Here is a 24,782-nt window from a genome sequence, read left to right as displayed (position 1 = left end):
TGTCTCGTTGCATGTCGGTCTTTCCTCCTTCATGCAAACCACGTACCTAGTTGCGTTCCAGTTCAATCGGATGCGTCGCGAGCAGAGATAGCGGAAGTGGCTGGCGGCGCAGCACGTGGGCCCACAGGTCGGGGCGGCCGGTGCTGATCGGATCGGAGGGCAGCGCGGACAGCACGATCCAGTCGTTGTTCTGCAGTTCGCCCTCGAGTTGGCCGAAGGTCCAGCCCGCGTAGCCCGCGAAGATCCGCAGGCCCTCGATCAGCGGGGTGATCTGATCCGGGTCCGCGTCGAGATCGACGAGCACCACGCGGCCATCGATGCGGCGCAGTCCACGCACACCCGCGATCGACGCGCCGACCCGGACAGTGCCGAGACATAGTGCCGCATCCCGCTTGACCGGGCCGCCGATGAAGAGCGTGCGTGGCGCGGCGGCCGCTTCGGACCAGCGCGGCAGCACGTCGTGCACCGCGGTATCGCTCGGGCGGTTGAGTACGACGCCGAGGCTGCCCGCCTCGTTGTGCTCGATGATGTACACGACGGTGCGCCGGAAGGTCGGCTCGACCAGTTCGGTCGCCGACACCAGCAGGGTGCCTGCGCGCACCACCTGCTCGCCCTGCCGGAAATCGCGTCGCCTGCGGTCACCGTGTCCGCCGCGAGTTTTCCGATCGTCCGGGTCATCTCCGCGTGCCACTCCGACATCATCGCACTGGCGCGGGCGGTTCGTCGGTCAAGCGGCGTGGCGGATTCCCGGACCGAGGGCGGATGGGACCTCGATCACCCCGAAAACAGACCGGTTAGGGTGTGGCCATGGAACGGCCCGAGGTCCTCCTCGATAACGCTGACACTGTGTACGACTTCTATCGCGGCCACCGGCAGAACCGGCTGAAGGCATGGGGGGCCTACGCCATTCTGGCGCGCCGATACCATCCGCACGTCACCTATGCCGACGGTGCGCGCAAGCTGCTGCATCAGGTGATTCGCCAGCGCAGGCCGCTGCTGGTCGCGCTCAACCATCTCTCCGAATCCGATCCGTACACCGTCGCCGCCGCGGCTTGGCGCAGCGAATTGCGTTCGGTCATCGGGCGAGTTCGGGTGCTGGCCAAGGACGAGTTGTTCCTCGAGCCCGACCAGCGTCGCAAGATCGACATGATGGGCGGGATCCCGGTATTCCGCGGTAAGGACCACGGCCTTCGGGCGGTGAATGCGGCCGGGCAGCGAATGATGGATATCTGCGCGGAGCGGTTGGCCGATGGCGACGGCATCGCGGTCTTTCCGGAGGGCACCTGCAACATGGTCGACCACACCGAGGTGCAGCCGGTGGGCAGCGGGATCGGGCACATCGCATTCCGCGCGATGAAGCTGGGGGCAAAGCCGGTGCTGGTCAGCATGGGTTTGAGCTATGGGCCGCGACCCGATCCGAGTGTGCCGGTGACCAAGGAACAGGCCAAGGCGGCCAGCTTCTATTTCGGGGTGCCGATCACCGAGCTGCCGACCAAACCCGCGGAGATCGCCCGACTGGTGCGCACGGACCTGCAGTCGGCGCTCGACGGCGCCGTCGCCGCGTACTGATCTACAGCGGCAGGCCGAGCTTCTGGCGCGCCCACTGCGGAACCATCGCGATGTATTCCGGTCGCGACTCGACGACGTGACGCACCATCGGGCACATCGGCAGAATGCCGAAACCCTCCTGACGTGAGGCGTTCAATGCCGCCTGCACCAGCACCTGGCCGCAGCCCCGGCCTTCGTGCCTCGGATCGATCTCGGTATTGACGAAGGCCCGTTCGGCGGCGGTGTCCTGATATTCGGCGTAGCCAGCGATGGCACCGTCGACGTAGATCTCGAAGCGTTCCAGCGCGAAGTTGTTGCGGACCTCAGTCGACATGGCTCGACGCTACTCCGGTGGGTGTGGATGGCTGTGCACCGCAATACCGATCGCGGCCGATCGCCGTTCGACTTGTCTGCGCGTCCTCGGCTGACCAGAATGCTCATGGTCGCGTCGATAACCGCGATGGGCCCGGCGGAGGTACGAAACATGATGAGGACGCCAGGTTTTCCGCGAGCGCTGGTCACTCTCGCCGCCGCGAGCCTGATCAGCGGATCGATCGTGACGGGTTGGGCCGAGGCCGCACCGGCGGCATCCTTCGGCGCCTGCCCGGACTCGTCGGTGACCGAGGGCCGCGGTGTGCAGTGCGCGGTGATCTCCGTCCCGATGAATTACGCCGATCCCGACGGTGCGCGCATCGAACTCACCGTCAGCCGGATCGCCGCGACCGGGGATCGCCGCGGCGTCATCGTCGCGAATCCGGGTGGACCCGGTGCGGATGGTCTCGATTACTGGGCCCGTCGGATCGATTCGATGCCCGCCGAACTCGACGAGCATTACGACCGGATCGCGGTGCAGCCGCGCGGACTGCGCTGGGCCACGCCGCTGCGTTGCGATTCCACCGCATCCGTCTCGAAATCCGCTGAGGGCGACCAAGTTTCGCTGGGCGGCGGTAACCGCGACGACATCAAGAAGGCCTGCGACGCGGCACTGCCCGGCTACCTCGACACCATCACCACCGAGAGCACCGCGCGTGATCTGGACGAGGTGCGCGCCGCGCTCGGCGTGGATCGGATCAGTTATCTCGGTACGTCCTATGGCACCTACCTCGGCGCGGTGTACGCGTCGCTGTTCCCGAGCCGGGTAGATCGAATGGTGTTGGACTCCAATGTCAATCCCGATTGGGTGTGGACCGAGGAATTCGCGCAACAGCAGGTCGCGGGCAAGCAGCGGCTCGACGATCTGTTCGCCTGGATCGCCGAGCACAGCGGCGACTACGGCCTCGGTGACACCGCGCTGCGGGTCTACCAGAACTGGGTGCGGCTGGTCGCCGACCAGGGCGGCGGCTGGTACGCCAATCTGACCCCGCCGCCGGCGAGCGTCGCCGACCTGCCCGGCGCGCTGCCCGAACCGATCGCCGAAATCGCCCGCGACGGTTTCAACGACAGCGTGGAACAGGCGGGCAAGGTGCAGAATCTGGTGCGCCTGCTGGTCACCGGCGGTGCGTCGGCGCAGGTGCCGCTGGTCGGTGCGACCGCGGTCGCCACCTACACCCGCACCTTCTGGCCGAGCTTCGCCAAGGCGATGGCCGAGGCCAATATCGATCCGAAGAACGTCCGCCAGCTGCTCGCCATCGAGGGCGCGACCAGCACCGATCCCACCGGCCGCTTCGTCTTCTCGGCCATCACCTGCAACGAGAACAATGTGCCCGGCCGCTACGAGCTGATCGGCTCGGCCATCGCCACCATCGCCACCGGCGGCAATGCCATGGACGCCCGCGCCGACCTGGTCCGCTCCGGAAGCGCCTGCGGCAGTTGGAAACCGGTGACCAAGCCGGTGTCGATCACCGGAAAGGATCTGCGCACTCGGCCCCTGCTGCTGCAGAGCCGCTGGGATGCGCTGACCCCCTATGCGGGCGGACCGGCCATGGCACGGGCAATCGACGGATCGCTGATCACGGTCGAAGGCGGCGACCACGGTGCATTCGGTCGCGGCAACGACGCCGTCGACAACGCCGTGCTGACCTATCTGCGCACCGGTCAGGTCACCATCGACCACGCGGATCAGGCACCGTTGCAGTAGGGCTGCGGCGGATCAGGCCGGGCGCAACCTACTGCACGGCGACCGACGTGACCAGCGATGGGCGACGGCGCAGTGCCGTGTGGAGCAGGGCGGGTGGTGTGTCGTACTTTTCGTCCGGGGCGAGGTCGACGCCGGGGGCGACGATCGCGTCGATCGCATCGAGTACGTCGGTGGCGAGCACGGTGTCGGCGGCGGCGAGGTGCGAGCGCAGGTGGTCCATTGTGCGGGGGCCGATGATGGCGCTCGTGACGCCGGGGTGTGCGGTTACGAAACCGAGCGCCAGCTGGATCATCGTCAAACCGGCCTGGTCAGCGACCTCGGCCAACTGCTCGACGGCATCCATTTTGGCGCGGTTGGCCGGGATGGTGGTGTCGAAGCGTTGTGGCAGGTGCTTCGCGCGGCTGGTGGTGATGTCGCGGCCCGCGCGGACCGCACCGGAGAGCCAGCCCGAGGCCAACGGGCTCCAAACCAGCACACCGAGTCCGTACTGTTCGGTCACGGGCAGCACGTGGGATTCGATGCCGCGCTGCAGAATCGAGTAGCCGGGCTGTTCGGTGACGTAGCGGCTCAGGTTGTTCTTTCGGGCCGCCCACTGGGCCTGCACGATGCGGTACGCGGGGAAGGTCGAGGAACCGAAGTAGCGAATCTTTCCCGCGCGCTGCAGGTCGGTCAGGGCCGACAGGGTTTCCTCGTCGCTGGTGTTCGGGTCCCACCGGTGGATCTGGTAGAGATCGACGTGGTCGACGCCCAGCCGACGCAGACTGTTGTCCAGTGCGGTGATCAACCACCGGCGCGAGCTGCCCTGCTGGTTGCGCTCGTCGCCCATGGGCATATTCGCCTTCGTGGCAAGCACGATGTCGTCGCGGCGGCCTGCGATGGCCGTGCCTACCAGCTCCTCCGATTCACCCTGGCTGTACATGTCGGCGGTGTCGATGACGTTGATCCCGGCGTCCAGGGCGGCGTCGACCATAGCGGTGGCCTCGTTCTGGGTGGTGCGCCCGATCTGGCCGAAGTTCATCGCGCCGAGCGCGAGGGTGCTGACCTGCACACCGGTGCGGCCCAAAGTGCGGTATTGCATGAGTTTCCTCCAGGAGAGGTGAATGCGCGGGAGTTGGTATCGGCTCGGCTGTTCTGGCATTCTGAACAAACGGAACCTTGTTCCGATACCAACGTACGGAACATTGTTCCGCTTTGCAACGGGCGACAGGGGTAATTGATATCGACAGCGACTCGGGGTCGTCGACCCCACGAAAACGTGCCGACGCCCGGCGTAACCAGCAGACGCTGCTGGACGCGGCCGCCGCGGCGTTCGTCGCGTCCGGCGTCGATGTGCCGGTGCGCACTATCGCCGCCGCGGCGGGCGTCGGCATCGGCACGATTTACCGCCACTTCCCGACGCGGGCCGATCTCATCGTCGCCGTATTCCGGCACCAGGTCGAGGCATGCGCCGAGGCTGGTCCGATACTGTTGGCGGACAGCGCAACACCGCACACCGCCCTTGGACAGTGGATCAATCTCTTCGTCGACTTCTTGATCACCAAGCACGGCCTCGCCGAGGCGCTACAGTCCGACGATCCCACCTTCGAGACACTGCACGCCTACTTCCTCGACCGCCTCGTACCGGTATGCGCCCAACTGCTCGACACAGCTGCCGCGGCCGGTGAGATCCGCCCCGACGTGGAGGCCTACGAACTGCTACGTGGCGTCGGCAATCTGTGTATCGGCGCGGGCAACACTCCCCGCTACGACGCACGCCGCATGGTCGAACTGCTCATCGCCGGACTGCGCCACCACGCATGACTACACCGTCTGCGGCAGAGTCTCGCCGGTCTCCAGCAAGGTCTTGAGGCTGGACAAGATGCTCGGCCAACCACCGCCGATCCCTTCCAGGACGGCACTTCCGGGCTCGAAACCGTCATGGGTGACAGTCAGTTTCACGGTTTCGCCGCGAGGTTCGATGTCGAAGGTCACCTTCGAGCGGGGCTCGCGCGCCCAGGCCGCCACGTCTTCGGCGTTCATCTCGAACGCTTCCGCGAAGGCGGGGTCGAAGGTGTGCCAGGTGTAGGAGAGTCGGGTGTACGGATCTGCCTCCAGGACAACCTGATCCGAGTCTTTACTGGTCCAATCGCGTTGGTGCCACACCATTTCCGAGCCGGGCTGCCAATCGGTGTCGAAGCTGGCGCCCCAGTAGCGGTCGGTGAAGGCGGGTTCGGTGAGGGCCTGCCAGAGTCGCTGCGGCGTCGTCTTGATGTAGGTGGTGTAGACGAATGCGTTGTCACTCATGGGGTTTGTCTCCAATGCTTGTTTCAGGTCGGCAAGTGCGTGGACTCGGGCGCGGTGGTAGCGGGTGATCCAGCGGTCGGCGATGGCGTTGATCGGTTCGGCATTGAGGTAGTGCAGTTTTTCGCGGCCGCTGCGGCGCGTGGTGATCAAGTTGGCGGACTCGAGGACCGCGAGGTGCTTGCTCACCGATTGGCGGGCCATATCCAGTTCGGCACACAGTTCGCGCAGGGTCTGACCGTTGCGCGCGTTGAGGCTGTCGAGCAGCCTTCTGCGGCTCGGATCGGCGAGCGCCCGAAATACCTCGTCCATGCCACCTTCTTCGTGATATGCAGCCTTTTGGCTGCACATTTAGATGATAGGCAGCCAAACGGATGCATGTCAACCGAGGCGTAAGCAAGAAACAGTATTGTCGCGGCGCAATGTAGTAGATATGCTACGAAACATCCCGATCTCACAACGGGAGGATGAGATGAGCATGGGTGACGGCGTCGCGCTCGACGTCGAAAAATTGCGGATGCGGTACGGCACGACCGACGTCCTGCACGACGTGACATTCCAAGCCCGGCCGGGCGAAGTGCTGGTACTCCTCGGCCCGAACGGCGCGGGCAAAACCACCACCATCGAAATTCTGGAAGGCTTCCGCATGCGCTCCGCGGGCCGCGTCGAGGTACTCGGTGTGGATCCGGCGCACGGCAACGAAGCCTGGCGGGCGCGCCTCGGCGTCGTCCTGCAGTCGTGGCGCGACCATGCCAAATGGCGTGTGCGCGAGCTGCTTTCACATCTCGGCTCCTACTACGCCCCATACGGCACGGATAAGATCCACCGGCCGTGGGACACCGACGAACTCATTGCCGCCGTCGGACTGACCGAGCAGGCGAACAGCAAGATCGGTTCGCTGTCCGGCGGGCAGCGTCGTCGCATGGACGTCGCGATCGGCATCGTCGGCCGTCCCGAACTGTTGTTCCTCGACGAACCGACCGCGGGCTTCGACCCACAGGCGCGCCGCGAATTCCATGATCTGGTCCATAAACTCGCCGACGACCGGACCACCATCCTGCTCACCACCCACGATCTCGACGAGGCCGAGAAGCTCGCCGACCGCATCATGATCCTCGCCGGTGGCCGCATCATCGCCGATGGCTCGGCCGACGAACTGTCGCGCCGCATCGCGGGTGCGGCCGAAATCCGTTGGACCCACGATGGACAACGATTCGTGCACACCACCGCCGAGTCGACCGAGTTCGTCTACGAACTGTTCAAGCAGCACGGCGACGGGATAGGCGAACTGGAGGTGCGCCGCGCCTCACTGGAGGACTCGTATATGGCGCTGGTCCAGCAATACGAGTCCGGCAGGCTCGAAACCGAGGTCCATGCACTGGAGGAGGTCGCCCGATGAATCCGATCGATGCCGCCGTGCGGGCCGGAACCCGGCGCGGACTGATCGAAATACGGCAGTCGCTCACCAATGTGCAGGATCTGTGGGGCATGCTCTTCTGGCCGGTCGCCATGGTCATCGTGCTGTTCTTCATGCGCGACGCGACCTTCGAGGCGAGCGGCTTCGCGCTCGGTTCGCTGGCCCTGCCGAGCATCCTCGGCATGCTGGTCGCCTTCAACGGCATGTTCGGCATTGCCCAGATGCTGACCTTGGAGCGCGAAGACGGAACATTGTTGCGCGCCAAGGCAACTCCGAACGGCATGGTCGGCTATCTGATCGGCAAGATCGTCACCACCGCGGGCTGGGTGGTCATACCATTCGTGATCGTGCTGATTCCGGGGCTCTTCCTGGTCGACGGAACCGCGATGGGCAGCGCTGGTTCCTGGCTCGGCCTGGTCGGCGTCGTGGCACTCGGCATGCTCGCCACCATGCCGGTCGGCGCGGTGCTCGGATCGCTGTTCAACAACCCGCGCAATATCGGCTTCGTCTCGCTGCCGATCATGGGCATCGTCGCGATCTCCGGCGTCTTCTACCCGATCACCTCGATGCCGAGCTGGCTGCAGGGTGTCGCGCAGGTGTTCCCCGTCTACTGGGTCGGGCTCGGCATGCGTTCGGCGATGCTGCCGGACGATGCGGTCGCCATCGAACTCGGCCATTCCTGGCGGCATCTGGAAACCGTTGCGGTGCTGGGTGTCTGGGCGGTGGCGGGGCTGCTGGTCGCGCCGATCGTGCTGCGTAGGATGGCACGTCGCGAGTCCGGGTCGAACGTGGCGGCGCGCCGCGAGAAGGCGATTCAGCGTGCCTACTGAGGTCATCTACAACCGCATCGCCATGTTGCGGGCCGAGCGCGGCATCTCCCGGCGGGAGCTTGCCGAAGCGCTCGGCGTGCACTATCAGACGATCGGTTACCTCGAACGCGGCGAATACAGTCCGAGCCTGCACCTCGCGTTGCGGATCGCGGCTTATTTCGAGGTGGCGGTGGAGGTCATCTTCTCCACCACCCCCTTCCCCCGGTTGGGTTCCGGCGTCGAGTCCGCCCGAGCCGCGGGAGATGCGTGAGATTCAGATACGGTCACCGCGCATGAGCGCGTAGGTGGAGACGGCCTCGCCGCGCTGCTCGCTCGCGGCAACGGCCCTACGCCAGAAGGCCTGTGCGGCGTGTGAGAACGTCGCATCGACGCCGACTTCCTCGCTGGCGTCGATGATGTGCTGCGCACCCGCGTCCATCATTTTCAGACTGGCCAAGGTGGCCCAGCCGCCATTTTGGTTGGCGACCGAGTGCTGCTCCATGAAGTACGGGAATGCCGCGTTCGAGCGAATGGCGTACGGAATGAACTGGGCGATGCTGTGCCCGGAACGTTCGATGACCGCGCTCGCCTGGTCGAAGGCCAGCAGCCAGGGATGGAAGATGGTCAATAGCGCCTGGTAGAAGACCTGTGCGAGACCGTCATCGACGCCGAGGTACTCCTGCGGGCTCAGCGGACGCAGCAGTTCGGCGTGCGAGTCGAAGACCTCTTTCGGACCGCTGTAGAAGATGTACGACGCCGGATGGGCGATATTGTCGCCCGCCGACATGACCCCGCCGGAAATGAATTCCGCGCCGTGCGAACGCACCCACTCCGCGCCCTTGCGCGCCTTTTCCGGTGAATCCGAGGACAGGTTGGCGATCACCTTGCCCGGCAAATGCTCGGTGGCCTGGCCGAGCACGTCGTACATGGCGGCGTAGTGGGTGAGGCTGAGCACGGTCACCGCATTGGCGTCCAGCGCTTCGGCGACCGTGGCGGCGCGCTTCGCGCCGAGTTCGACCATGGCGTCCACCTTTTCGGTGCTGCGATTCCAGACCGTCACCTCGACACCGGCGTCCAGGAAGGCCCGGACCATGGCCTGGCCCATCGGACCGAGGCCGACGACGGAGACGGCGGGTTTCTGCTCGGACATTGTGTGTCCCTTCGGTTCTCGTTCGATCGGGTTGTCGGCGCCGAACTCCATGGTCGTTGTCGCAGGTAGGGTCGGGAAGACCGAACGTCGAGGTGGGGTTGCTTACCTCGAGGTTCGAATTCAGGTCAGAAGGAGTGTGGTGGATATGAGCGGTGACGCGGATCACGATGTGTGCGGTATGTCGGTGGCGATCGATGTCGTCGGCGGCAAATGGAAGCTGCATCTGATGTGGGTGCTCGCCGCGGGCCCGCAGCGCTTCGGGCAGATCCGCAAACTGCTCACCGGCGTCAGCGAAAAGGTGCTCGCGGAGAATCTGCGTCACCTCGAGGCCAGTGGTGTCGTACATCGCGAGGTCTTCGCCGAGGTTCCGCCGCGCGTCGAATACTCGCTCACGCCACTCGGTGCGGAACTCGACGTCGCCCTTCGTCCGCTGGAAGCATGGGGCGACAAGCACCGCGACGAACTGCTCGGCAATCTGCTTGCCGCGGCGGGCTAGAGCCGCAGGTTGTCGATACCTATTTGCTCGCCGACCCGGGCGAGTAGCTGTGCCGCGTCGGCGATCGAGCGAGCTGGGTCCGGTTCTAGATCCGCGAGGGGGTAACAGGCGGTGAAGCCTGCCGCGCGAATCTCCTCGCGCGTCAATTGCGATCGGCCGACGGCGGCCACCACCGGTACGCCCGCCTTGCGCGCGACCTCACAGACACCGATCGGGGCCTTGCCGTGCAGGCTCTGTGTATCGAGGGCGCCTTCGCCGGTGACGACCAGGGTGGCTCCGTCGAGAAGTGTTGGAAAATCGAGGAGTTCGAGCACGACCTCGATGCCGCTGCGAACCTGCGCGCCGAGCACCGCGAGCGCGCCGAACCCGGTGCCGCCCGCCGCACCCGCGCCGGGAACCGCTGCGAATTCCGGTGCCACGACGGTGGCCCAATTCGTCAGTGCCGCTTCGAGAATGGGCAGATCCGACGGCGTCGCACCCTTCTGCGGCGCATACACCGCGACCGCGCCGGTCGAGCCGAGTAGTGGGTTGTCGACATCGCAGGCCAGAGTGAAGTTCGCCGATTCGATCCGTGCATGCAATCCGGTGCGATCCAAGCGCGCGGCCCGCGCCAAAATCGCTCCGCCTGTGGATAATTCAGCGCCGTTGACATCCAGGATCCGCGCACCGAGCGCCTGCAGCATGCCTGCCCCACCGTCGGTGGAAGCGCTGCCACCCAGGCCGAGGACGATATCGGTCACCCCTCGATCCAACGCATGTGCGATGACGACGCCGAGCCCATAGGTGTGCGCACCGAGCGGATCCGGTTGTCCCCCTGGTAGTTTCGTCAGCCCGACCGCTGCCGCCAATTCGATCACGGCCGTGGTTCCGTGTACCGCGTAGGCGGCGATGTCGGGTACGCCGGTCGGCCCGGGCGCATCGACCTGGATCCGCTCCCACCCCGCGGCCACGAATGCGTCGACTGTTCCGTCACCACCATCCGCGACCGGCACCTGCTGGATCTCGACATCCGGACAGGCACGCGTGATGCCTGCCGCCAAGGCGGCCGCCACCTCGGGCGCGGTCAGCGAGCCCTTGAACTTGTCCGGGGCAATCACCACCCGGGGCGCCGATGTCATCCCCACATTGTCGGGGGTGCTTCCCCTGGCCGCACGTCGGGCCGTGCACTGATCGACACCGACCGCGCCCGAACCCACGCCGATGGACAGCAGGACCGGTCGAAACATCAACAGCGCGAACGCGACCGCGCCGAACGCGAACGAGAGACCCGACACCGACGCGACTAGCGCACAGGCAGGAAGGGCCTCAGCGCTCGTCGCCGAGGGTGAGGATTTCCACTGGTAGCGGGCGGTCGACCTTCGACTGGTAGTCCGCCAGCAGCGGATTGTTGGCGAGTACCCAGCTGGCGAACTCCTCGTAATCGGCTCCTTCCAGGGCCCGCCCGGTGGCGGAGTGGGTCTTGCCGCCCAGCTCCACGGTGACCTCGCGGTTCGCCCCACTCATGGGCCGAGTATGCCGGTCGGCACCGACACCGCGTCATCGCCGAATACCGCTGAGCCTTCGCTTCAGAACAACGAGAGCAGTGCTCTTGACGTGGCACGAACGGGTGTGGAACACTGATCTCAACAGAGAGCAGTGCTCACAAAGGAGTAGGAAATGAACGCCAGCACCCGCTACCTCGCCCCTACCGGCTTCGACCCGATCATGAACAAGATTGCCAACTGGCTGCCGCGCCTCGGCATCAGCGTTATGGGGTCGCGGCTGTTGGCCGTGCGCGGACGCAAGAGTGGCGAATGGCGCACCACCATGGTCAATTTGATGACCGATGACGATGGCACCCGATACCTGGTCGCGCCGCGCGGCCACACCCAATGGGTGCGGAACCTGCGCGTCGCGGGCAACGGTGAATTGCGGCTGGGCCGCAAGGTCGAGGCGTTCACCGCGACCGAAGTGGCCGATGCGGACAAGGTGCCGCTGCTGCGGCTCTACCTGCGGAAGTGGGGCTGGGAGGTCGGCAGGTTTTTCGAGGGCGTCACCAAGGACGCCACCGATGCGGAGCTCGCCGAGATCGCACCGGGCTTTCCGGTCTTCCGACTCGCCTAGTGCGACAAGCCGATTCGCTGATCCGCACGCTAGCGATGGATCAGGAATTCGATGGCCGCGGCATAGCCGTGGATCCCCATCCCGGCCACCACCGCGGTGGCGATGGGGGAGATGTAGGAGTGATGCCGGAACTCCTCGCGCGCATGCACATTGCTGATGTGCACCTCGACGATCGGGAGTTCCGGAATCACCAGCGCATCTCGCAGCGCGACCGAAGTATGCGTGAGCCCCCCGGGATTGATGACAATGCCCGATTCGACGCCGCGCGCCCGGTGGATCCGATCGATCAGCGCTCCTTCGGAATTCGACTGGAACGCATCGATCTCGCGGCCGTACCGGGCGGCGGTCTGTCGGCACAATGCGACGACATCGTCGAGGGTGGCCGACCCGTAGACCTCCGGCTGGCGGGTGCCGAGCATATTGAGGTTCGGGCCGTTCAGGACCAGGATCGGGCCAGGTGTCGACATGGCCTAGACACTAGCCGCCGTGCTCAGAGGCCTTGTGGACCCTCCGACCGCAGGTCGTCCACCTTCCGCATGGCGGTGCGCAACTCCTCGAGCCAAGCCTCCGCATGCTTGCCCGCCAGCTTCACCGTCCACGCCAGCGCATCCGCGCGCGAGCGGGCCACACCGGCATCGACCAGTGTGTCGAGCACCTTGCGCTCCGGCTGCCGCAGTCGCGTCATCACCGGAACCGCCAGGTGTGTGAACATGATTCGTTCGCCGTCCACCGAAACGCCCCAGGCGACGCTGCGTCCGTAGCGATGCTGGGCCTCGTTCGCGATCTGCATGCGGGCCGGGCGGGTGGTCTCGCGGAAGCGGGCGACGGCGCCCTCCTTCGTCGCGGCCGGGACCTCCTCGGCGGAAGCGTCTTCCTTTTCCGATACCGGGGCCGGGAGCTCACCGATAACCACGATCTCGTCCCGGTCGATTTCGATGACGGGCGGCCCGGCGAACCAGTCGCTCGGCAACCGTCCAGCGAACCAGTCGGGGGCGTCCGCGGGATCCGGTAGATCGGCCTGCTGCCAGCCGCCCGGTCGTCCGAAGCCCCGTCCCCGATGTGCGTGCCTCATTGGGAATCACCTACTTACTGTGGTGCCTGTATTTCATTGATTACAAGATTACGTCGCAAACGGCGCGCGTGGTTCCGCTCTGTGCGAACGGTTTCGGTCGCCAGCCGTGCGGGTACGCCAGATAAAGGTGTGTGCTGGTCAACGAGGCCCTGTGCGATCCAAACGGCAACGCTGCCCGCCGAAACGCCGACGTGTACCGTTTTCTGACAACTTCACGTTCCTGCCGGTACGGTTGCGGCGCCGGGTGTCGCAACGAGACCGGGGAACGACCATGATCGACCAACCGAGGCACCGCTTCGGGCACAATTGGAGATGCTGAGCATGGGTAACGTCCGGCTGGCGTGGCGCGGCGGGCAGCTATTTTCAGGTACGGTTGTCTTGTTGCTGGAGTGACAAGAGTGAAGAGTGGGCGACATGGATGTGTGGGGATCCCGCCGCTATCGCGTCCGGGGCGCAATCGCGGGGGTGGTGGCGCTGGCTATCGCACTCGGGGCGTGTGGTTCCGATGTGAAGCGCAATGAGGCCGAGTCCGTTGTCGATCGCTTCACCGCACTGCTGGACGAGCAGAACTACGCCAAGGCCGCTGAGCTCACCTCTTACCCCACGGCCGCATCCGCAACGCTGAAACAAATGTTCGCCGGATTGCAGCCGAGCAAGGTCGACTACCAGAAAACCCAATTCATCGGACTGGACCGCGAGGCGGGCCTGTTCAGCATGGACGTCGTCTGGAACTTCGGCGAAAACAAGACCTGGAGATACAGCCTGCAGGGCAATGTGCGGAAGTTGGCGATCGGCTGGCGCATCTCCTGGGATCCCGCCGTGGTCATGCCGCAACTGGACCACAACCGCACGGTCCGGCTCGTGCGCACCATGCCGACCCCGCCGCCGCGGGTCAAGGACATCGTCGGTGACGCGCTGATGACCGAGCAGGTCATCAATGTGATCAAACTCGATCCCGCCAAGACAACCGATCCGGTGGCCTCGACCGACGCGCTGGCCAAGGCGATCGCACCGGTCGCGCCGCTGATCACCGGATCGTCGCTGATGCAACAGTTGTCGACCTCGCAGGGCAAACCGATCATCGCGGTGAATCTGCGCGAACCCGATTTCGCGATCCTGGAATCCGCGCTGGCGCGGGTGCCCGGCGTGGTCATGGAGAAGCAGCCGCGGCTGATCTCCGCCGACCGCCGGACCTGGTCGCCGATGCTGGACGCGCTGCGCAAGGTATGGCAGGACAGCCAGGATCAGCACGCCGGTTGGGGTGTGCAGATTTTCGAACAGGACGGACGTTTCGTCGGCCAGATCGCCGGTTACCAGGGACCACCCGGTCCCGATATCGCGGCCACCATGGATCAGCGCCTGCAGCGCGCCGCCGAGGATGCGGTGGTCAGTGTCGGGACGCCCGCATCGATCGTGGCGATCCAGCCGTCCAGCGGCGCGGTCGTCGCTGTCGCGCAGAATACGCAGGCCAGTGAGCACGGTTCGGTCGCGTTCACCGGACTCTATCCGGTCGGCACCAATATCGATCTGTTCCGCAATGTCGCCGCGGTGCTGAAGAAGAAGGCACCGCAGGACGTTTCGGTGCAGGATGCGGCCGAATCCGCGCCCAATCTCGGCGTCGGCATCGATTACAAGGTGCCGGGATTGGATGAGGTGACCGGCCGGGTCGCGGTGGCGGGGCGCAGTGCCGAGCAGGTGCGCCAGGGCGGTGGTACCGATGCGGTGCTGGCCAGCCCATTCGGCATGGCTATCGCCGCGGCCGCCATCGCCCGCGGGCAGGTGCCGGCGCCGATGATCGAGGCGGGACGCCCGAGCACCACGGACGCACAGGTCCCGGAGATGTCACCGGAGCTCACCGAGCGGCTGCGCGCGATGTTGCGTGACGGAGCGGGCCGACCGGAATTCGCGCCGCTGCGGCCCTATCGCGATGTCATCGGATTCATGGCGACCGCGGGCAATGACGGTTGGCTCATCGCGAACGCCGGGGATCTGGCATTGGCTATCCACATCAACGATGCCGACAGCGGCGATGCGACAGCGCGGATGGCGGCCAGGTTGTTCCAATCGCTGGCCCATCCGGAACCGTGATCAGTTGATGGCTCGGAAGGCCGCACGCCAGCCGAGCAGGAACAGCGCGAGCACACACGCCGCGACAATGATGAAACTGAACGCGGTGCCCTGACCGCTGATCACGCGCACCAGCATGCCGCCGCATAGTGTGCCGAGCCAGACCAGAACTCCGGTGGGCCACAAGGTAGTTCCGTCGAGGCGCGCAACCTGCACCCGTCCCCGGCTGGCCACGGCGACCGCGACCACCCAGCCGACCGCGAGCCCGATCGCGAACGGCCACACCGTCTTCAGCAGTCCGGTGAGTACCGCCTCGTCATGACTGCGCCGGCCGATCGCGCAGAACAAGATCACCAGCAGTGCGTCCACCACCAACGGCACCAGTTTTCTCACGTCGGCCAGCGTAGTGGTGCGCCCGTAGGCCACGGGGACGCCACACCTGCCGCCAATAGCTGGCTGACCAATCTCACCTGGTGTACATCGGCTTCGAAACCACGCGCACATTGCCGACCACCACGGAGCGAGTCTTACGAGCGACCGTTCGCGGCCCGTCTCGTGTCCGAGTCGTCGAAGCGCATGCCGCAGGCCCAGGACTCGACCACTCAGTACGCGTGCGACAAGTGCCGAAGATCCCGCCATCACTGACCACGACGGAGCGAGTCTTACGAGCGACCGTTCGCGGCCCGTCTCGTGTCCGAGTCGTCGAAGCGCATGCCGCAGGCCCAGGACTCGACCACTCAGTACGCGTGCGACAAGTGCCGAAGATCCCGCCATCACTGACCACGACGGAGCGAGTCTTACGAGCGACCGTTCGCGGCCCGTCTCGTGTCCGAGTCGTCGAAGCGCATGCCGCAGGCCCAGGACTCGACCACTCAGTACGCGTGCGACAAGTGCCGAAGATCCCGCCATCACTGACCACGACGGAGCGAGTCTTACGAGCGACCGTTCGCGGCCCGTCTCGTGTCCGAGCCGTCGAAGCGCATGCGACGAAGTCGCGAGTCTCGACGGCTCGGACGCGAGACATCGGGGGGCCGCGAACACGCAGCGCCGAAGGCGCTGCCAATGTCACAGCCGGCGCTGTTCGAATTCCTTCTCGAATTCGGCATCGTCGGCCTGGGGTCTGCGGAAGAGGAAGGCGAAGACGATCCAGCCGATGATCGCGACCAGGACGAAGCTCACCAGGCGGTACACGAAAGCGGCGGCGACGGCCTGGGAGGCGGGTAGCGCCGCGCCCGCGGTGAGACCGTAGATGAGCGTCGCGTCGACGTAGACGATGCCGCCCGGCGCGAACGGGATCGAGCCGACGGCCTTGCCCACGGTGAACGCGATCAGTAGCCCGGCCAGCTTCGGATCGGCACCGACCGCATAGCAGGCGGCGCCGAGACAGGCCACATCGGCGAAGCGGTGCACCAGCGCCCAACCCGCGACCATTGCCCCGTCGCGCTTGCCGAGGTCCACCGATTCCAGCTGCGAAAGCATCTCGGCGATCGTGTTCACGCCCTGTTTGGCGGGGCGTTTGCGGATCCGGTTGAGCATCGCGAGCCCGCGGCGCAGCACGGTCTCCAGCGCACCCGGATTCTTGGATAGGTGGTTGCCGGCCCACACCAGCGCGATCACACCGGCCAGCGACAATATGAGCTTGAACGGACCGACCCGGTCGCCGACCAGCAACGCACCGCCGACGCCGAGCAGTGCGAGTCCGGCGGTCGCGATCACACCGGACATCACCAACTGCCAGGAGGCGACGATCGGATTCGCGCCCCAACGGCGGGTCTGGCGATAGGTGAAGGTGGTGGAGAACACCTGTCCGGCGGGCAGCGTCACCGACATCGCGGTGGCGCCGTAGACGACGGCGACGGATTTGTGTTGGCGAACCTCGACACCACCCGCATGCAGCAATTGTTTCTGCACCCGGCCGAATCCGCTCATCGACAGTGCCTGCATCCAGATAGCGGCGGCGACCCAGCCCCAATGAATTTCGGTGAGCTTATTCCAGGAATCGTGCAATCGTGGCCAGAGGTAGTAACCCTCGCCGATCAGCAATGCCAGCAGGGCGATGCCTGCAACCCATTTGAGCCACCGGAATCTGCTTCGACGACCACCCGTCGCCGGTCTGTCGGTGGGGTCGTCGGACGGCCGCGGCGTAGGATCGCCGGCTAGTTCCCCATTGGCCGTCACGCGGTCAGCCTAACGAACCGACGGTTTCGCTGTCGGCATCGACCTGCGGATCCGTCCCATCCTTCGGCCAGGCCAACCTGGTCTTTCGTCTGCGCCCGCGCAACTGGACCTCCTCGCCCGTCAGCCAAAAGTCCTGCTCGCTCTCGTCGGCGAAATAGAGTGCGCTGCCCGACGCGAGTACGCGGCCGGGTTGATCCTTGGCCAATTCGGTCAGGCGGGACGCCTCGTTCACCGGATCGCCGATCACGGTGTATTCGAAACGGTTTGCGGCGCCGATATTTCCGGCGACGGCCAAGCCCGCCGAAACCCCGATACCGATATCGAGTCCGGGCACCTCGCGCAGAGCTTCGCGCAGTTCACGGGCGGCGGCCAAGGCGGCGGTCGGTGCGTCCGGCCGATCCAGCGGTGCGCCGAAAATCGCCAGCGCGGCGTCGCCGACGAATTTATTGACGAACCCGTGGTGCCGATCGATGACGTCGACCACGATCCGGAAGAACTCGTTGAGCAGGCTGACCACCTCGGTCGGCGGTCGCTCCGCGGCGGTCGCGGTGGAGCCGACCATATCGACGAACAGCACCGCCACGAATCGGGTCTCACCGCCGAGTTCGGTGCCGTAGTCGAGTGCGCGCTGCGCCACCTCCTCGCCGACATGCTGGCCGAATAGTTCCTGCAGCTGACGGCGTTTGGCGGCCTCTTCCATCATGCGGTTGAAGCCGACCTGCAGCAGTCCGATCTCACTGCCGTCGAACACCTCGACCTGCACGTCGCGCGCGCCCTCCTGCACCCGGTCGATGGCCTGGCTGAGCTGGCGGATCGGGTCGGAGATGCTGGAGCCGGTCAGCATCGATAGCGCCAGCGCCTGCATGATCACCACACCACACAGCAGCAGAATCGAAATGGCCAGCGACTGCGCGGAGAACTTCACATCCGAGGAGATCTGGGTGACGCACAGCAGCACGATGGCGATGGTGGGGGCGAAGGTGCCCATCCCCCAGGTCATTCCCATCCTGGTGCCGACGCCCGGCGTGAGCGTGTGGTCGAACGAGCCCTCGGTGAGGGCCTGTGCGGCGACCGGGCGCAGAATCCGTTCGCCGAGCATGTAGGTGAAACCGAAGACGATCGTCGCGGCCATACATTCGGTGACGATGACCGCGCCCGCCAGCTCCGGCGCGTCCACGATGATGGTGGCCGCCAGGATGGCGCCGCCGACCAACCACAGCACCAGGTGCAGGATCGCCTGGCGCAGCGGCGCGTGCAGTGCGGCCATCTGCTCTTGGTGGCTCGGCGGCCCACCGCGCATCTGCCAGCGCATGACCGGACGCAGCATGAGCGCCGAAGCGGCCAGGCTCAGCAAACCGCCGGTGGTGAAAACCAGACCGGGAATCACCAGGCCGGTGCGTCGCGCACCGGCCGCCTCACCCTCGGGAACGGGGAGTCCATATTGGATGAACGCCCACACCAGGACCGCGCCGAAGGCATTGGCCAACAGCATCGATGTCAGGTACAGCGGCCAGCGCGTTCGCATGGTCTGTTTGACCGCTTCCAAGGGCGCTGACACGATGACCAATCTAGCGTTCGGCTCATCTGAGCATGTCCGCGGCGCTCTGGCCGTAGCGACTGCTTGCAGGTTGCTCGAAAGGAGCCGTAGCGACTGCTTGCAGGTTGCTCGAAAGGAGCCGTAGCGACTGCTTGCAGGTCGCTCGAAAGGAGCCGTAGCGACTGCTTGCAGGTCGCTCGAAAGGAGCCGTAGCGACTGCTTGCAGGTCGCTCGAAAGGATCAGCCACTAGGCTCGCGGAGGTGACCGACCAGAAGGTAAGTGCTCTCGGAAAAGCCACTGCTGCGCGGTCGGCTGCTGATTCTGTGCACCCGTTCGTCCGTGTTTCCGCCGAGTGGGCGTGGCGGCTGCTGGTGATGTTCGCCGCGCTGATCGCGTTCTCGATGGTGGTGCAGAAATTGGCGACGGTGGTGATCCCGCTCGCCATCGGCCTGCTGGCCGCCGCATTGCTGGCGCCGCTGGTGGATTGGATGCAGCGGCTCGGGGTGCCGAGGTCGGTGGGGGTCTTCGTCGCGCTGGTCGGATCACTCGGGGTAGTCGCGGGAATCATGACCTTCGTCGTCGAGCAGTTCATCGAGGGCGTGCCGCAGCTTTCCGACGAAATCACCCACAGCATCCACCAAATCCAGGACTGGCTGATCAACGGTCCGCCGCATCTGAGCGATGAACAGATCCGCAGCGCGGGCGATACGATCGTCAAGACGATCCGGGAGAATCAGGACAGTCTCACCAGTGGTGCGCTGACCACCGCGACGGTTATCGGACACCTCCTCACCGGCGCCTTCCTGACCCTGTTCATTCTCATCTTCTTTCTCTATGGCGGAGATCAGATCTGGCACTTCGTGACCCGGATCGTGCCGACCCCGCATCGGGAAAAGGTGCGCACCGCAGGGCAACTCGGCTTCGGCACGCTGGTCGGCTTCGTCCGCGCGACGGTGGTGGTGGCGCTCGTCGATGCCATCGGCATCGGTGCCGGTCTGGCCATTCTCGGGGTGCCGCTGGCATTGCCGTTGGCCTCGCTGGTGTTCATCAGCGCGTTCATCCCGATCGTCGGTGCATTCCTGGCCGGGACCATCGCGGTATTCATCGCATTGGTGACCAAGGGCTGGGTGACCGCGGTGATCGTGCTCGGCATCATCATCGCCGTGATGCAGCTGGAAAGCCATGTGCTGCAACCATTGCTGCTCGGTCGGGCGGTGAGCATCCATCCGCTCGCGGTGGTGCTGGCCATTGCCGCGGGCATCGTGCTCGGCGGGATCGCGGGCGGTCTGTTGGCGGTGCCGTTCGTCGCGGTGATGAATACCGCGATTCGGTCGCTGCTTTCGGAAAGTCCGGAGGAGGCGTTCGAGGAACTGCACACCGGCGACGGGGGACGAATGTTCGCGGTGGAGCCGGATATACCGGAGCCCGGCCGGTTCGATCTGGATGTGGTGCTGACCAAGGAGATGAACCGGGAGGACCGGTCGGATGACTCGGTCGGGCCCGACTGAGGTCAGCGCGGCCGATGCGGCGACCGGGCCGCTGTGGCGTGCGGTACAGGCACTGCGACTGGTCACGCTGCTCTATGCGGTCGGCCAGCAGATCGCTTCGGTGCGGTACTACCAGAATCAGCAGCTGAGCTGGGTGTTGATCGCCGTGATGGCGGTGTGGTCCGGCGCGTCGGCATTCATGTTGTCGCAGTGGCATTTTCCCGATGTGGCGCGGCTGCGGTCATGGGTGGTGCTCGGGGATCACGTGGTGGTGATCGCGCTGGTCGCCTCGACCCGGTTGGTCGCCGATTACGGCTGGTATCACGGGCATCAGACGCTGCCGACCACGCTGTGGGTCGCCAATGCCGTTGTTTCCGCGGCGATTCTGCGTGGGCCGCTCGCCGGTGTGCTGTCCGGGCTCTTGCTGGCGGCGGTGATCGTGACGGTGCGCGAGCAGTGGGGTCAGGATGTCTGGGCCGATGCCACCGCGCCGGTGCTCGTCTCCATCGGGCTGGCGCTCGGACTCGCGGCCAATACCGCGCGTCGGGCGCAGGGGCAGCTGGAGCGGGCCGTTCGATTGACCGCGGCGGCCGAGGAGCGGGAGCGGCTGGCTCGTGAGGTGCACGACGGGGTGCTGCAGGTGCTCAGTTACATCAAGCGGCGTGGGAATGAGATCGGCGGACCCACTGAGGAATTGGCGCAGCGTGCCGCGGAACAGGAAGTGGCGCTGCGAGTTCTGATCTCCGAGCAGGGTAGGCACGGCGATACCGGTGGTGCGGATGTCGATCTGCGGCCGCTGCTGACCGCGCATGCGACGCCATCGGTCTTCGTTTCGACGCCGGGTGAGCCGGTGCGGGTCGGGCGGTGGACGGCGGGCGAGATCGCGGCGGCGGTGGCGAACGCACTGTCCAATGTCGCGCAGCATGCCGGACCGGATGCGAAAGCCTATGTGCTGCTGGAGGATACCGGTGATGAGCTGATCATCAGTGTGCGCGATGACGGTGTCGGGATTGCGCCGGGGCGCTTGGAAGAGGCGGAAGCCGAGGGGCGAATGGGGGTTTCGCGGTCCATTATCGGCCGCATCGAGACGTTGGGGGGAACCGCGGTATTGCTGACCGAGGCGGCGGGGGGTGTTGGCTTCGGAACCGAGTGGGAGTTTCGGGTGCCGCGTTCGGGAGGTGCGGTGTGAGTGCGAATTCCGCGTCTGGCTCGACAGGCAGCTGCCGAGGCGAGCGTGCAGAGGAGGACAGCGTGACCAGTGATAATGCGTCCGAAGCGATTTCGGTCATGGTGGTGGACGACCATCCCATGTGGCGCGATGGGGTTTCCCGCGATCTGGCCGAGGCCGGGTTCGTGGTTGCCGCGACGGCGGAGGGGGTGGGGTCGGCTACTCGGCGGGCGGCGGCGGTGCGGCCCGCGGTGGTGTTGATGGATATGCAGTTGCCCGATGGGAATGGGGCGCAGGCGACTGCGGAGGTCCTGCGGGTGTCGCCGGAGAGTCGAGTGTTGGTGTTGTCGGCGTCGGCTGAGCGCGACGATGTGCTGGATGCGATAAAGGCGGGGGCGTCGGGGTATCTGGTGAAGAGTGCGTCGGCCAGCGAGTTGATCGAGGCGGTGCGAGCGACTGCGGCTGGGCAACCGGTATTTACACCAGGGCTGGCAGGGCTGGTGCTCGGTGAGTATCGGCGGATGGCGAGCGCGCCTGTCGAACCGGATGAACCGCATCGTCCCGCACTCACCGAGCGGGAGACCGAGGTGCTGCGGATGGTGGCGAAAGGCTTGTCCGCCAAGCAGATTGCGTCCCGGCTCGGACTCAGTCATCGAACGGTGGAGAACCATGTGCAGGCGACTTTGCGGAAGTTGCAGTTGGCCAACCGGGTTGAATTGACGCGCTATGCGATCGAGCAGGGGCTCGAATAGATGCGCAGGGGCGCCCGGTCGGTGGTGATCGGGGTACCCATGTGCCCCTACTCCGGCGCGGATCGCTCGTGGTGGTGAAACAGGGTGGGCGGTGGCTCGAGGTGATGTGCGTGCCTGGCCCGCCGGTGCAGCGGGCTTGCGGGGGAAATGGTCGGATCTGCGCCGAGCGGGTGAGATGGGGTGCGCGGTGGCTTCAGGTGATGTGCGCGCCTGGCTTGCCGACGCATCTGTGTGGTGAGTGGGAAACGGTTTGGGGTTGCGCGGAAACCGGCGGAATCGGGGGCGAGGGAATCGGGGATTGCCCTGATGCGTCGGGGGTGCGGGGCTCGGTAATCTCGGATTCATGGGTGGCCCCGAATCGGTATCCAACGGTGTCGGCTCCGGTGACGTGGTCGGCGATCGTCAGTTGCGCGTTTCCGATGCCGAGCGCGAACACGTCGGTCAATTGCTGCAGCGCGCCGTCGGGCTCGGCATGCTCTCGCTCGGGGAGTTCACCGAGCGGATGGATACCGCGCTGGCCGCCAAGACCCGTGGCGAACTGAATGCCGTGTTGATCGACCTGCCCGGTGTGCGACTCGTCGGCCAGCCCGCCGCACCGCCCTCGACCTTCGTGAATTCCTCGCCCGCCTTCACGAAGCGGGTCTCACCGCCGCCCTCGGTGCCGACCCAGGTCACGGCGGGCAATGTGATCCGCAGCCGCCTGTCCGGCGTCGATCGCCGCGGACCCTGGCAGGTGGCGCCCGCGCTGCATCTGAACAACTGGCTTTCCGGCATCACCCTCGATTTCACCGAGGCGATCATGTCCACCCAGGTCGTCGAGGTGCACGTCGACGACTACTTCAGCTCGCTCACCCTGATCGTCCCCACCGAGGCCACCGTCGACCTCAACGCCGTCGACCTGATCGGCTCCAGCGTCAACAACAAGGTCCGCACCGGCCCACCCCTCGGCCCACTGCACGTCGTCGTGCAAGGCCGAATCCGATTCGGCTCGATCACCGCCAAACACACTTTGCGCGCCCAATGGCGCAAGTTGATGGGGAGTTGACGTGACCATCGACGAGCCTGGTAGCCAGCGCATCTCGCGCCGACGGCGTCAGGTGTTGACGCCGATGCGACGGGCGAAGGCGCGCAAGGGGACTCGGCGGTCGTGGTCCAGCAGTTCGGAGACGATGTGCCGTGGCAGGGACTGGTATTTGATCCAGTCGGCGCCGCCGACGCGTTCGGCGTCGAGCAGAGCGGCGAGGGCGCGGTTGTGCTGGCCGGTGCGGGTCAGGGCGACGGCCGTATCGGTGAGGTGGCGGGCGCGGGAAGCCTGGGGCAGACCGCAATTCGCGGGCATATCCTGCGCGGCGGTCAACGCCTCCGGATAGCGTTCGGAGCTGATATTCACATCGACCGTCTGCATGACGACTTGTGAAGGGCCGAAATAGGTTTCGTAGTCGTGACGATCGGCGCCGATGCGCAGCGCGACCTCACCCGCCGCTTGTACCAGCGACAACGCTTCGGGAACATTCTGCGATCGACCGGCCGCGGTAGCGCCCTGCAGGACCAGCGATCCGTACGCGGACAGGTGCGCGGTGGTTTCGTCCCCCTCGGGCTCCAGATTCGCCGCCGCACGCAGCGCGACCTTGCGCGACTCCTCATAACGGCCCTGCACCAGCAGCTGCCAGGCGACCGAGCCGCGAATGGTGGCCAGCAGCAGCGGATCATTGCCGAGCTCGGCCGCGGCGAGCGCCTGCCGGATCGCGAGGAATGCCGGATCGGTCTGTCCGAGATGGACCAAGGTGCATCCGGTGACCCAATACATCCGTGCGAGTAGTTCATTCGCGGATGCGACCGCGCCGTTGCGGGCGGCGTGCACCGTTGCCCGCAGCTGGATGAGCCCGGTAGGCAGAATCGAGGTGAGCAGTTCGTAGTGGCCGGTCCAGTAGGCGCCCCACGCGTAATCGACCGCGCGACTGCCCTCGTCGAGGCCGATCGCATCCTCGTCCGGTATCTCACCGAGCAGATCGTCGACCGGGGTCAGCGCGCGGCGGATCGCGACGATACCGGCATCGGGATTGCCCGAGGGGATGCCGTGTCGCTTGCCGACCAGGTCGGAGATGTCGACATCCAGCGCGCGCGCGAGTTTTTGCAGACTGGCGATCGACGCGGTCTGGCGGCCGCCCTGCTCCAGTTTGCGCACCAGGTCAACGCTGACACCGGCTTGGTCGGCGAGTTGGCGCTGGGTGAGCGCCTTTCCGCGGAAGAGCCTTATCCGCACGCCGATCGACGAATCGTCCATTTAGCCAAGTCCTTTGTTACATCCTTGTTTCAGGGTACGACGTTAAGTGATCGCGCTCACCCGAAGTGGGACATTACGTACGACTCGTTCGTGCTCAGTTGGAATACCGTTGCCTTTCTGCAACTTTGAGAATGCAAGGGGCGGCGGCAATGATCACCATGCCGAATACCACCGTGCGAGCTCACCGCGCCGATCGCGCGTTCGAGCCGGGTGTCCAGACCAGTCGATCCGCGCGCCGCAGCCAGCGCGTGCGCGAACAGCACGGTCCGCTACGCGGAGGGGGCTGTCCGGGCTGCGGACAAGGGGAGGCGTAGGCCATGTTCGAGCGCTGTCACTCGCCCCACGAAATCGCGCAT

At 65.7% G+C, this 24,782-nt stretch carries 26 protein-coding genes; 13 read left to right on the top strand and 13 right to left on the bottom strand.

All coding sequences use genetic code 11. From position 1 onward, the window contains the following. Positions 1 to 46: 46 nt before the first annotated feature. A complete protein-coding gene (locus ACQP1T_RS37635) occupies positions 47 to 691 on the bottom strand; it encodes a YqgE/AlgH family protein (RefSeq protein ID WP_084509359.1) in 645 nt (214 codons plus the stop codon). A gap of 116 nt (positions 692 to 807) precedes the next feature. Between ACQP1T_RS37635 and ACQP1T_RS37630 the strand changes: the two genes are divergently transcribed. Continuing rightward, the gene (locus ACQP1T_RS37630; protein ID WP_433757708.1) at positions 808 to 1,569 is read left to right on the top strand and encodes a lysophospholipid acyltransferase family protein; all 762 of its coding nucleotides are present in this window, start codon (positions 808 to 810) and stop codon (positions 1,567 to 1,569) included. A gap of 1 nt (position 1,570) precedes the next feature. Here the strand turns inward: ACQP1T_RS37630 and ACQP1T_RS37625 are convergent, their stop codons facing one another. Next, positions 1,571 to 1,882, bottom strand: a complete 312-nt coding sequence (locus ACQP1T_RS37625; protein WP_433757707.1) for a GNAT family N-acetyltransferase — start codon at positions 1,880 to 1,882, stop codon at positions 1,571 to 1,573. A gap of 150 nt (positions 1,883 to 2,032) precedes the next feature. On the opposite strand from ACQP1T_RS37625, the gene ACQP1T_RS37620 reads away from it, so the two are divergent. Continuing rightward, positions 2,033 to 3,625 carry an alpha/beta hydrolase gene (locus ACQP1T_RS37620; RefSeq protein WP_433757706.1) on the top strand — a complete coding sequence of 531 codons (1,593 nt, stop codon included), beginning with the start codon at positions 2,033 to 2,035 and terminating at the stop codon, positions 3,623 to 3,625. 28 nt (positions 3,626 to 3,653) lie between these two features. Here ACQP1T_RS37620 and ACQP1T_RS37615 read toward each other — a convergent pair whose 3' ends face one another. Beyond that, on the bottom strand, positions 3,654 to 4,703 hold the full coding sequence (locus ACQP1T_RS37615; protein WP_433757705.1) for an aldo/keto reductase: 1,050 nt from the start codon (positions 4,701 to 4,703) through the stop codon (positions 3,654 to 3,656). 113 nt (positions 4,704 to 4,816) lie between these two features. Between ACQP1T_RS37615 and ACQP1T_RS37610 the strand changes: the two genes are divergently transcribed. After that, entirely contained in the window at positions 4,817 to 5,425 is a 609-nt protein-coding gene (locus tag ACQP1T_RS37610; protein ID WP_433757704.1) for a TetR/AcrR family transcriptional regulator, read from the top strand. On the opposite strand, the gene ACQP1T_RS37605 is transcribed toward ACQP1T_RS37610, so the two are convergent. Further along, entirely contained in the window at positions 5,426 to 6,217 is a 792-nt protein-coding gene (locus ACQP1T_RS37605) for an ArsR/SmtB family transcription factor (RefSeq protein WP_433757703.1), read from the bottom strand. It lies immediately after the preceding gene. 160 nt (positions 6,218 to 6,377) lie between these two features. Between ACQP1T_RS37605 and ACQP1T_RS37600 the strand changes: the two genes are divergently transcribed. From ACQP1T_RS37600 to ACQP1T_RS37590, 3 genes are read left to right on the top strand one after another with little or no spacing between them, the layout of a single operon-like run. Next, a complete protein-coding gene (locus ACQP1T_RS37600) occupies positions 6,378 to 7,304 on the top strand; it encodes an ABC transporter ATP-binding protein (protein WP_433757702.1) in 927 nt (308 codons plus the stop codon). Beyond that, positions 7,301 to 8,152, top strand: coding sequence for an ABC transporter permease (locus ACQP1T_RS37595; protein ID WP_433757701.1), 852 nt, complete (start codon positions 7,301 to 7,303; stop codon positions 8,150 to 8,152). The genes ACQP1T_RS37600 and ACQP1T_RS37595 overlap by 4 nt, the downstream gene beginning before the upstream one ends. Further along, entirely contained in the window at positions 8,142 to 8,402 is a 261-nt protein-coding gene (locus ACQP1T_RS37590; RefSeq protein ID WP_433757700.1) for a helix-turn-helix transcriptional regulator, read from the top strand. Before ACQP1T_RS37595 ends, ACQP1T_RS37590 begins: the two co-directional genes overlap by 11 nt. 3 nt (positions 8,403 to 8,405) lie before the next feature. Here the strand turns inward: ACQP1T_RS37590 and ACQP1T_RS37585 are convergent, their stop codons facing one another. Then, on the bottom strand, positions 8,406 to 9,281 hold the full coding sequence (locus ACQP1T_RS37585; protein ID WP_433757699.1) for an NAD(P)-dependent oxidoreductase: 876 nt from the start codon (positions 9,279 to 9,281) through the stop codon (positions 8,406 to 8,408). 145 nt (positions 9,282 to 9,426) lie between these two features. Between ACQP1T_RS37585 and ACQP1T_RS37580 the strand changes: the two genes are divergently transcribed. Next, positions 9,427 to 9,777: a winged helix-turn-helix transcriptional regulator gene (locus ACQP1T_RS37580; RefSeq protein ID WP_433757698.1), complete on the top strand. Its 351-nt coding sequence runs from the start codon at positions 9,427 to 9,429 to the stop codon at positions 9,775 to 9,777. Here the strand turns inward: ACQP1T_RS37580 and ACQP1T_RS37575 are convergent. Together ACQP1T_RS37575 and ACQP1T_RS37570 are read right to left on the bottom strand one after the other, a co-directional pair. After that, complete coding sequence (locus tag ACQP1T_RS37575; protein ID WP_433762528.1) at positions 9,774 to 10,895, bottom strand: glycerate kinase; 1,122 nt, start codon at positions 10,893 to 10,895, stop codon at positions 9,774 to 9,776. The two genes, ACQP1T_RS37580 and ACQP1T_RS37575, sit on opposite strands and share 4 nt — an antisense overlap. A 187-nt stretch (positions 10,896 to 11,082) precedes the next feature. Next, positions 11,083 to 11,280: a nitroreductase/quinone reductase family protein gene (locus tag ACQP1T_RS37570; RefSeq protein ID WP_433757697.1), complete on the bottom strand. Its 198-nt coding sequence runs from the start codon at positions 11,278 to 11,280 to the stop codon at positions 11,083 to 11,085. Positions 11,281 to 11,433: 153 nt separating this feature from the next. On the opposite strand from ACQP1T_RS37570, the gene ACQP1T_RS37565 reads away from it, so the two are divergent. Beyond that, positions 11,434 to 11,880, top strand: coding sequence for a nitroreductase family deazaflavin-dependent oxidoreductase (locus ACQP1T_RS37565; protein ID WP_433757696.1), 447 nt, complete (start codon positions 11,434 to 11,436; stop codon positions 11,878 to 11,880). A 29-nt stretch (positions 11,881 to 11,909) separates the two neighbouring features. Here the strand turns inward: ACQP1T_RS37565 and aroQ are convergent, their stop codons facing one another. Next, positions 11,910 to 12,347, bottom strand: a complete 438-nt coding sequence (aroQ, locus tag ACQP1T_RS37560) for a type II 3-dehydroquinate dehydratase (RefSeq protein ID WP_433757695.1) — start codon at positions 12,345 to 12,347, stop codon at positions 11,910 to 11,912. 23 nt (positions 12,348 to 12,370) lie between these two features. Next, entirely contained in the window at positions 12,371 to 12,952 is a 582-nt protein-coding gene (locus ACQP1T_RS37555) for a hypothetical protein (RefSeq protein ID WP_433757694.1), read from the bottom strand. A gap of 414 nt (positions 12,953 to 13,366) precedes the next feature. Between ACQP1T_RS37555 and ACQP1T_RS37550 the strand changes: the two genes are divergently transcribed. Further along, on the top strand, positions 13,367 to 15,040 hold the full coding sequence (locus ACQP1T_RS37550) for an NTF2-like N-terminal transpeptidase domain-containing protein (protein ID WP_433757693.1): 1,674 nt from the start codon (positions 13,367 to 13,369) through the stop codon (positions 15,038 to 15,040). On the opposite strand, the gene ACQP1T_RS37545 is transcribed toward ACQP1T_RS37550, so the two are convergent. The 3 genes from ACQP1T_RS37545 to ACQP1T_RS37535 form a co-directional block, all read right to left on the bottom strand. Next, the gene (locus tag ACQP1T_RS37545; RefSeq protein ID WP_433757692.1) at positions 15,041 to 15,412 is read right to left on the bottom strand and encodes a DUF3054 domain-containing protein; all 372 of its coding nucleotides are present in this window, start codon (positions 15,410 to 15,412) and stop codon (positions 15,041 to 15,043) included. It abuts the gene before it with no gap. Positions 15,413 to 16,084: 672 nt separating this feature from the next. Then, positions 16,085 to 17,197 carry a lysylphosphatidylglycerol synthase transmembrane domain-containing protein gene (locus ACQP1T_RS37540; protein ID WP_433757691.1) on the bottom strand — a complete coding sequence of 371 codons (1,113 nt, stop codon included), beginning with the start codon at positions 17,195 to 17,197 and terminating at the stop codon, positions 16,085 to 16,087. A 4-nt stretch (positions 17,198 to 17,201) separates the two neighbouring features. After that, positions 17,202 to 18,722 (bottom strand): adenylate/guanylate cyclase domain-containing protein, encoded by a 1,521-nt coding sequence (locus ACQP1T_RS37535; protein ID WP_433762527.1) that lies wholly within the window; start codon positions 18,720 to 18,722, stop codon positions 17,202 to 17,204. Positions 18,723 to 18,995: 273 nt separating this feature from the next. Between ACQP1T_RS37535 and ACQP1T_RS37530 the strand changes: the two genes are divergently transcribed. The 4 genes from ACQP1T_RS37530 (at position 18,996) to ACQP1T_RS37515 (ending at position 23,187) form a co-directional block, all read left to right on the top strand. After that, on the top strand, positions 18,996 to 20,243 hold the full coding sequence (locus tag ACQP1T_RS37530; protein ID WP_433757690.1) for an AI-2E family transporter: 1,248 nt from the start codon (positions 18,996 to 18,998) through the stop codon (positions 20,241 to 20,243). Continuing rightward, on the top strand, positions 20,221 to 21,411 hold the full coding sequence (macS, locus tag ACQP1T_RS37525; RefSeq protein WP_433757689.1) for a MacS family sensor histidine kinase: 1,191 nt from the start codon (positions 20,221 to 20,223) through the stop codon (positions 21,409 to 21,411). Before ACQP1T_RS37530 ends, macS begins: the two co-directional genes overlap by 23 nt. Before the next feature lie 98 nt (positions 21,412 to 21,509). Beyond that, positions 21,510 to 22,142, top strand: a complete 633-nt coding sequence (locus tag ACQP1T_RS37520; protein ID WP_433762525.1) for a response regulator — start codon at positions 21,510 to 21,512, stop codon at positions 22,140 to 22,142. 343 nt (positions 22,143 to 22,485) lie between these two features. Then, positions 22,486 to 23,187: a DUF1707 SHOCT-like domain-containing protein gene (locus ACQP1T_RS37515; protein ID WP_433757688.1), complete on the top strand. Its 702-nt coding sequence runs from the start codon at positions 22,486 to 22,488 to the stop codon at positions 23,185 to 23,187. 48 nt (positions 23,188 to 23,235) lie between these two features. Here the strand turns inward: ACQP1T_RS37515 and ACQP1T_RS37510 are convergent, their stop codons facing one another. After that, a complete protein-coding gene (locus tag ACQP1T_RS37510) occupies positions 23,236 to 24,426 on the bottom strand; it encodes a helix-turn-helix domain-containing protein (RefSeq protein ID WP_433757687.1) in 1,191 nt (396 codons plus the stop codon). Positions 24,427 to 24,782 lie beyond the last annotated feature (356 nt).

Origin of the sequence: Nocardia sp. CA-135398, assembly GCF_050955845.1 — a bacterium.
GTDB lineage: Bacteria > Actinomycetota > Actinomycetes > Mycobacteriales > Mycobacteriaceae > Nocardia.
This window is presented reverse-complemented; position numbering and strand designations above follow the sequence as displayed.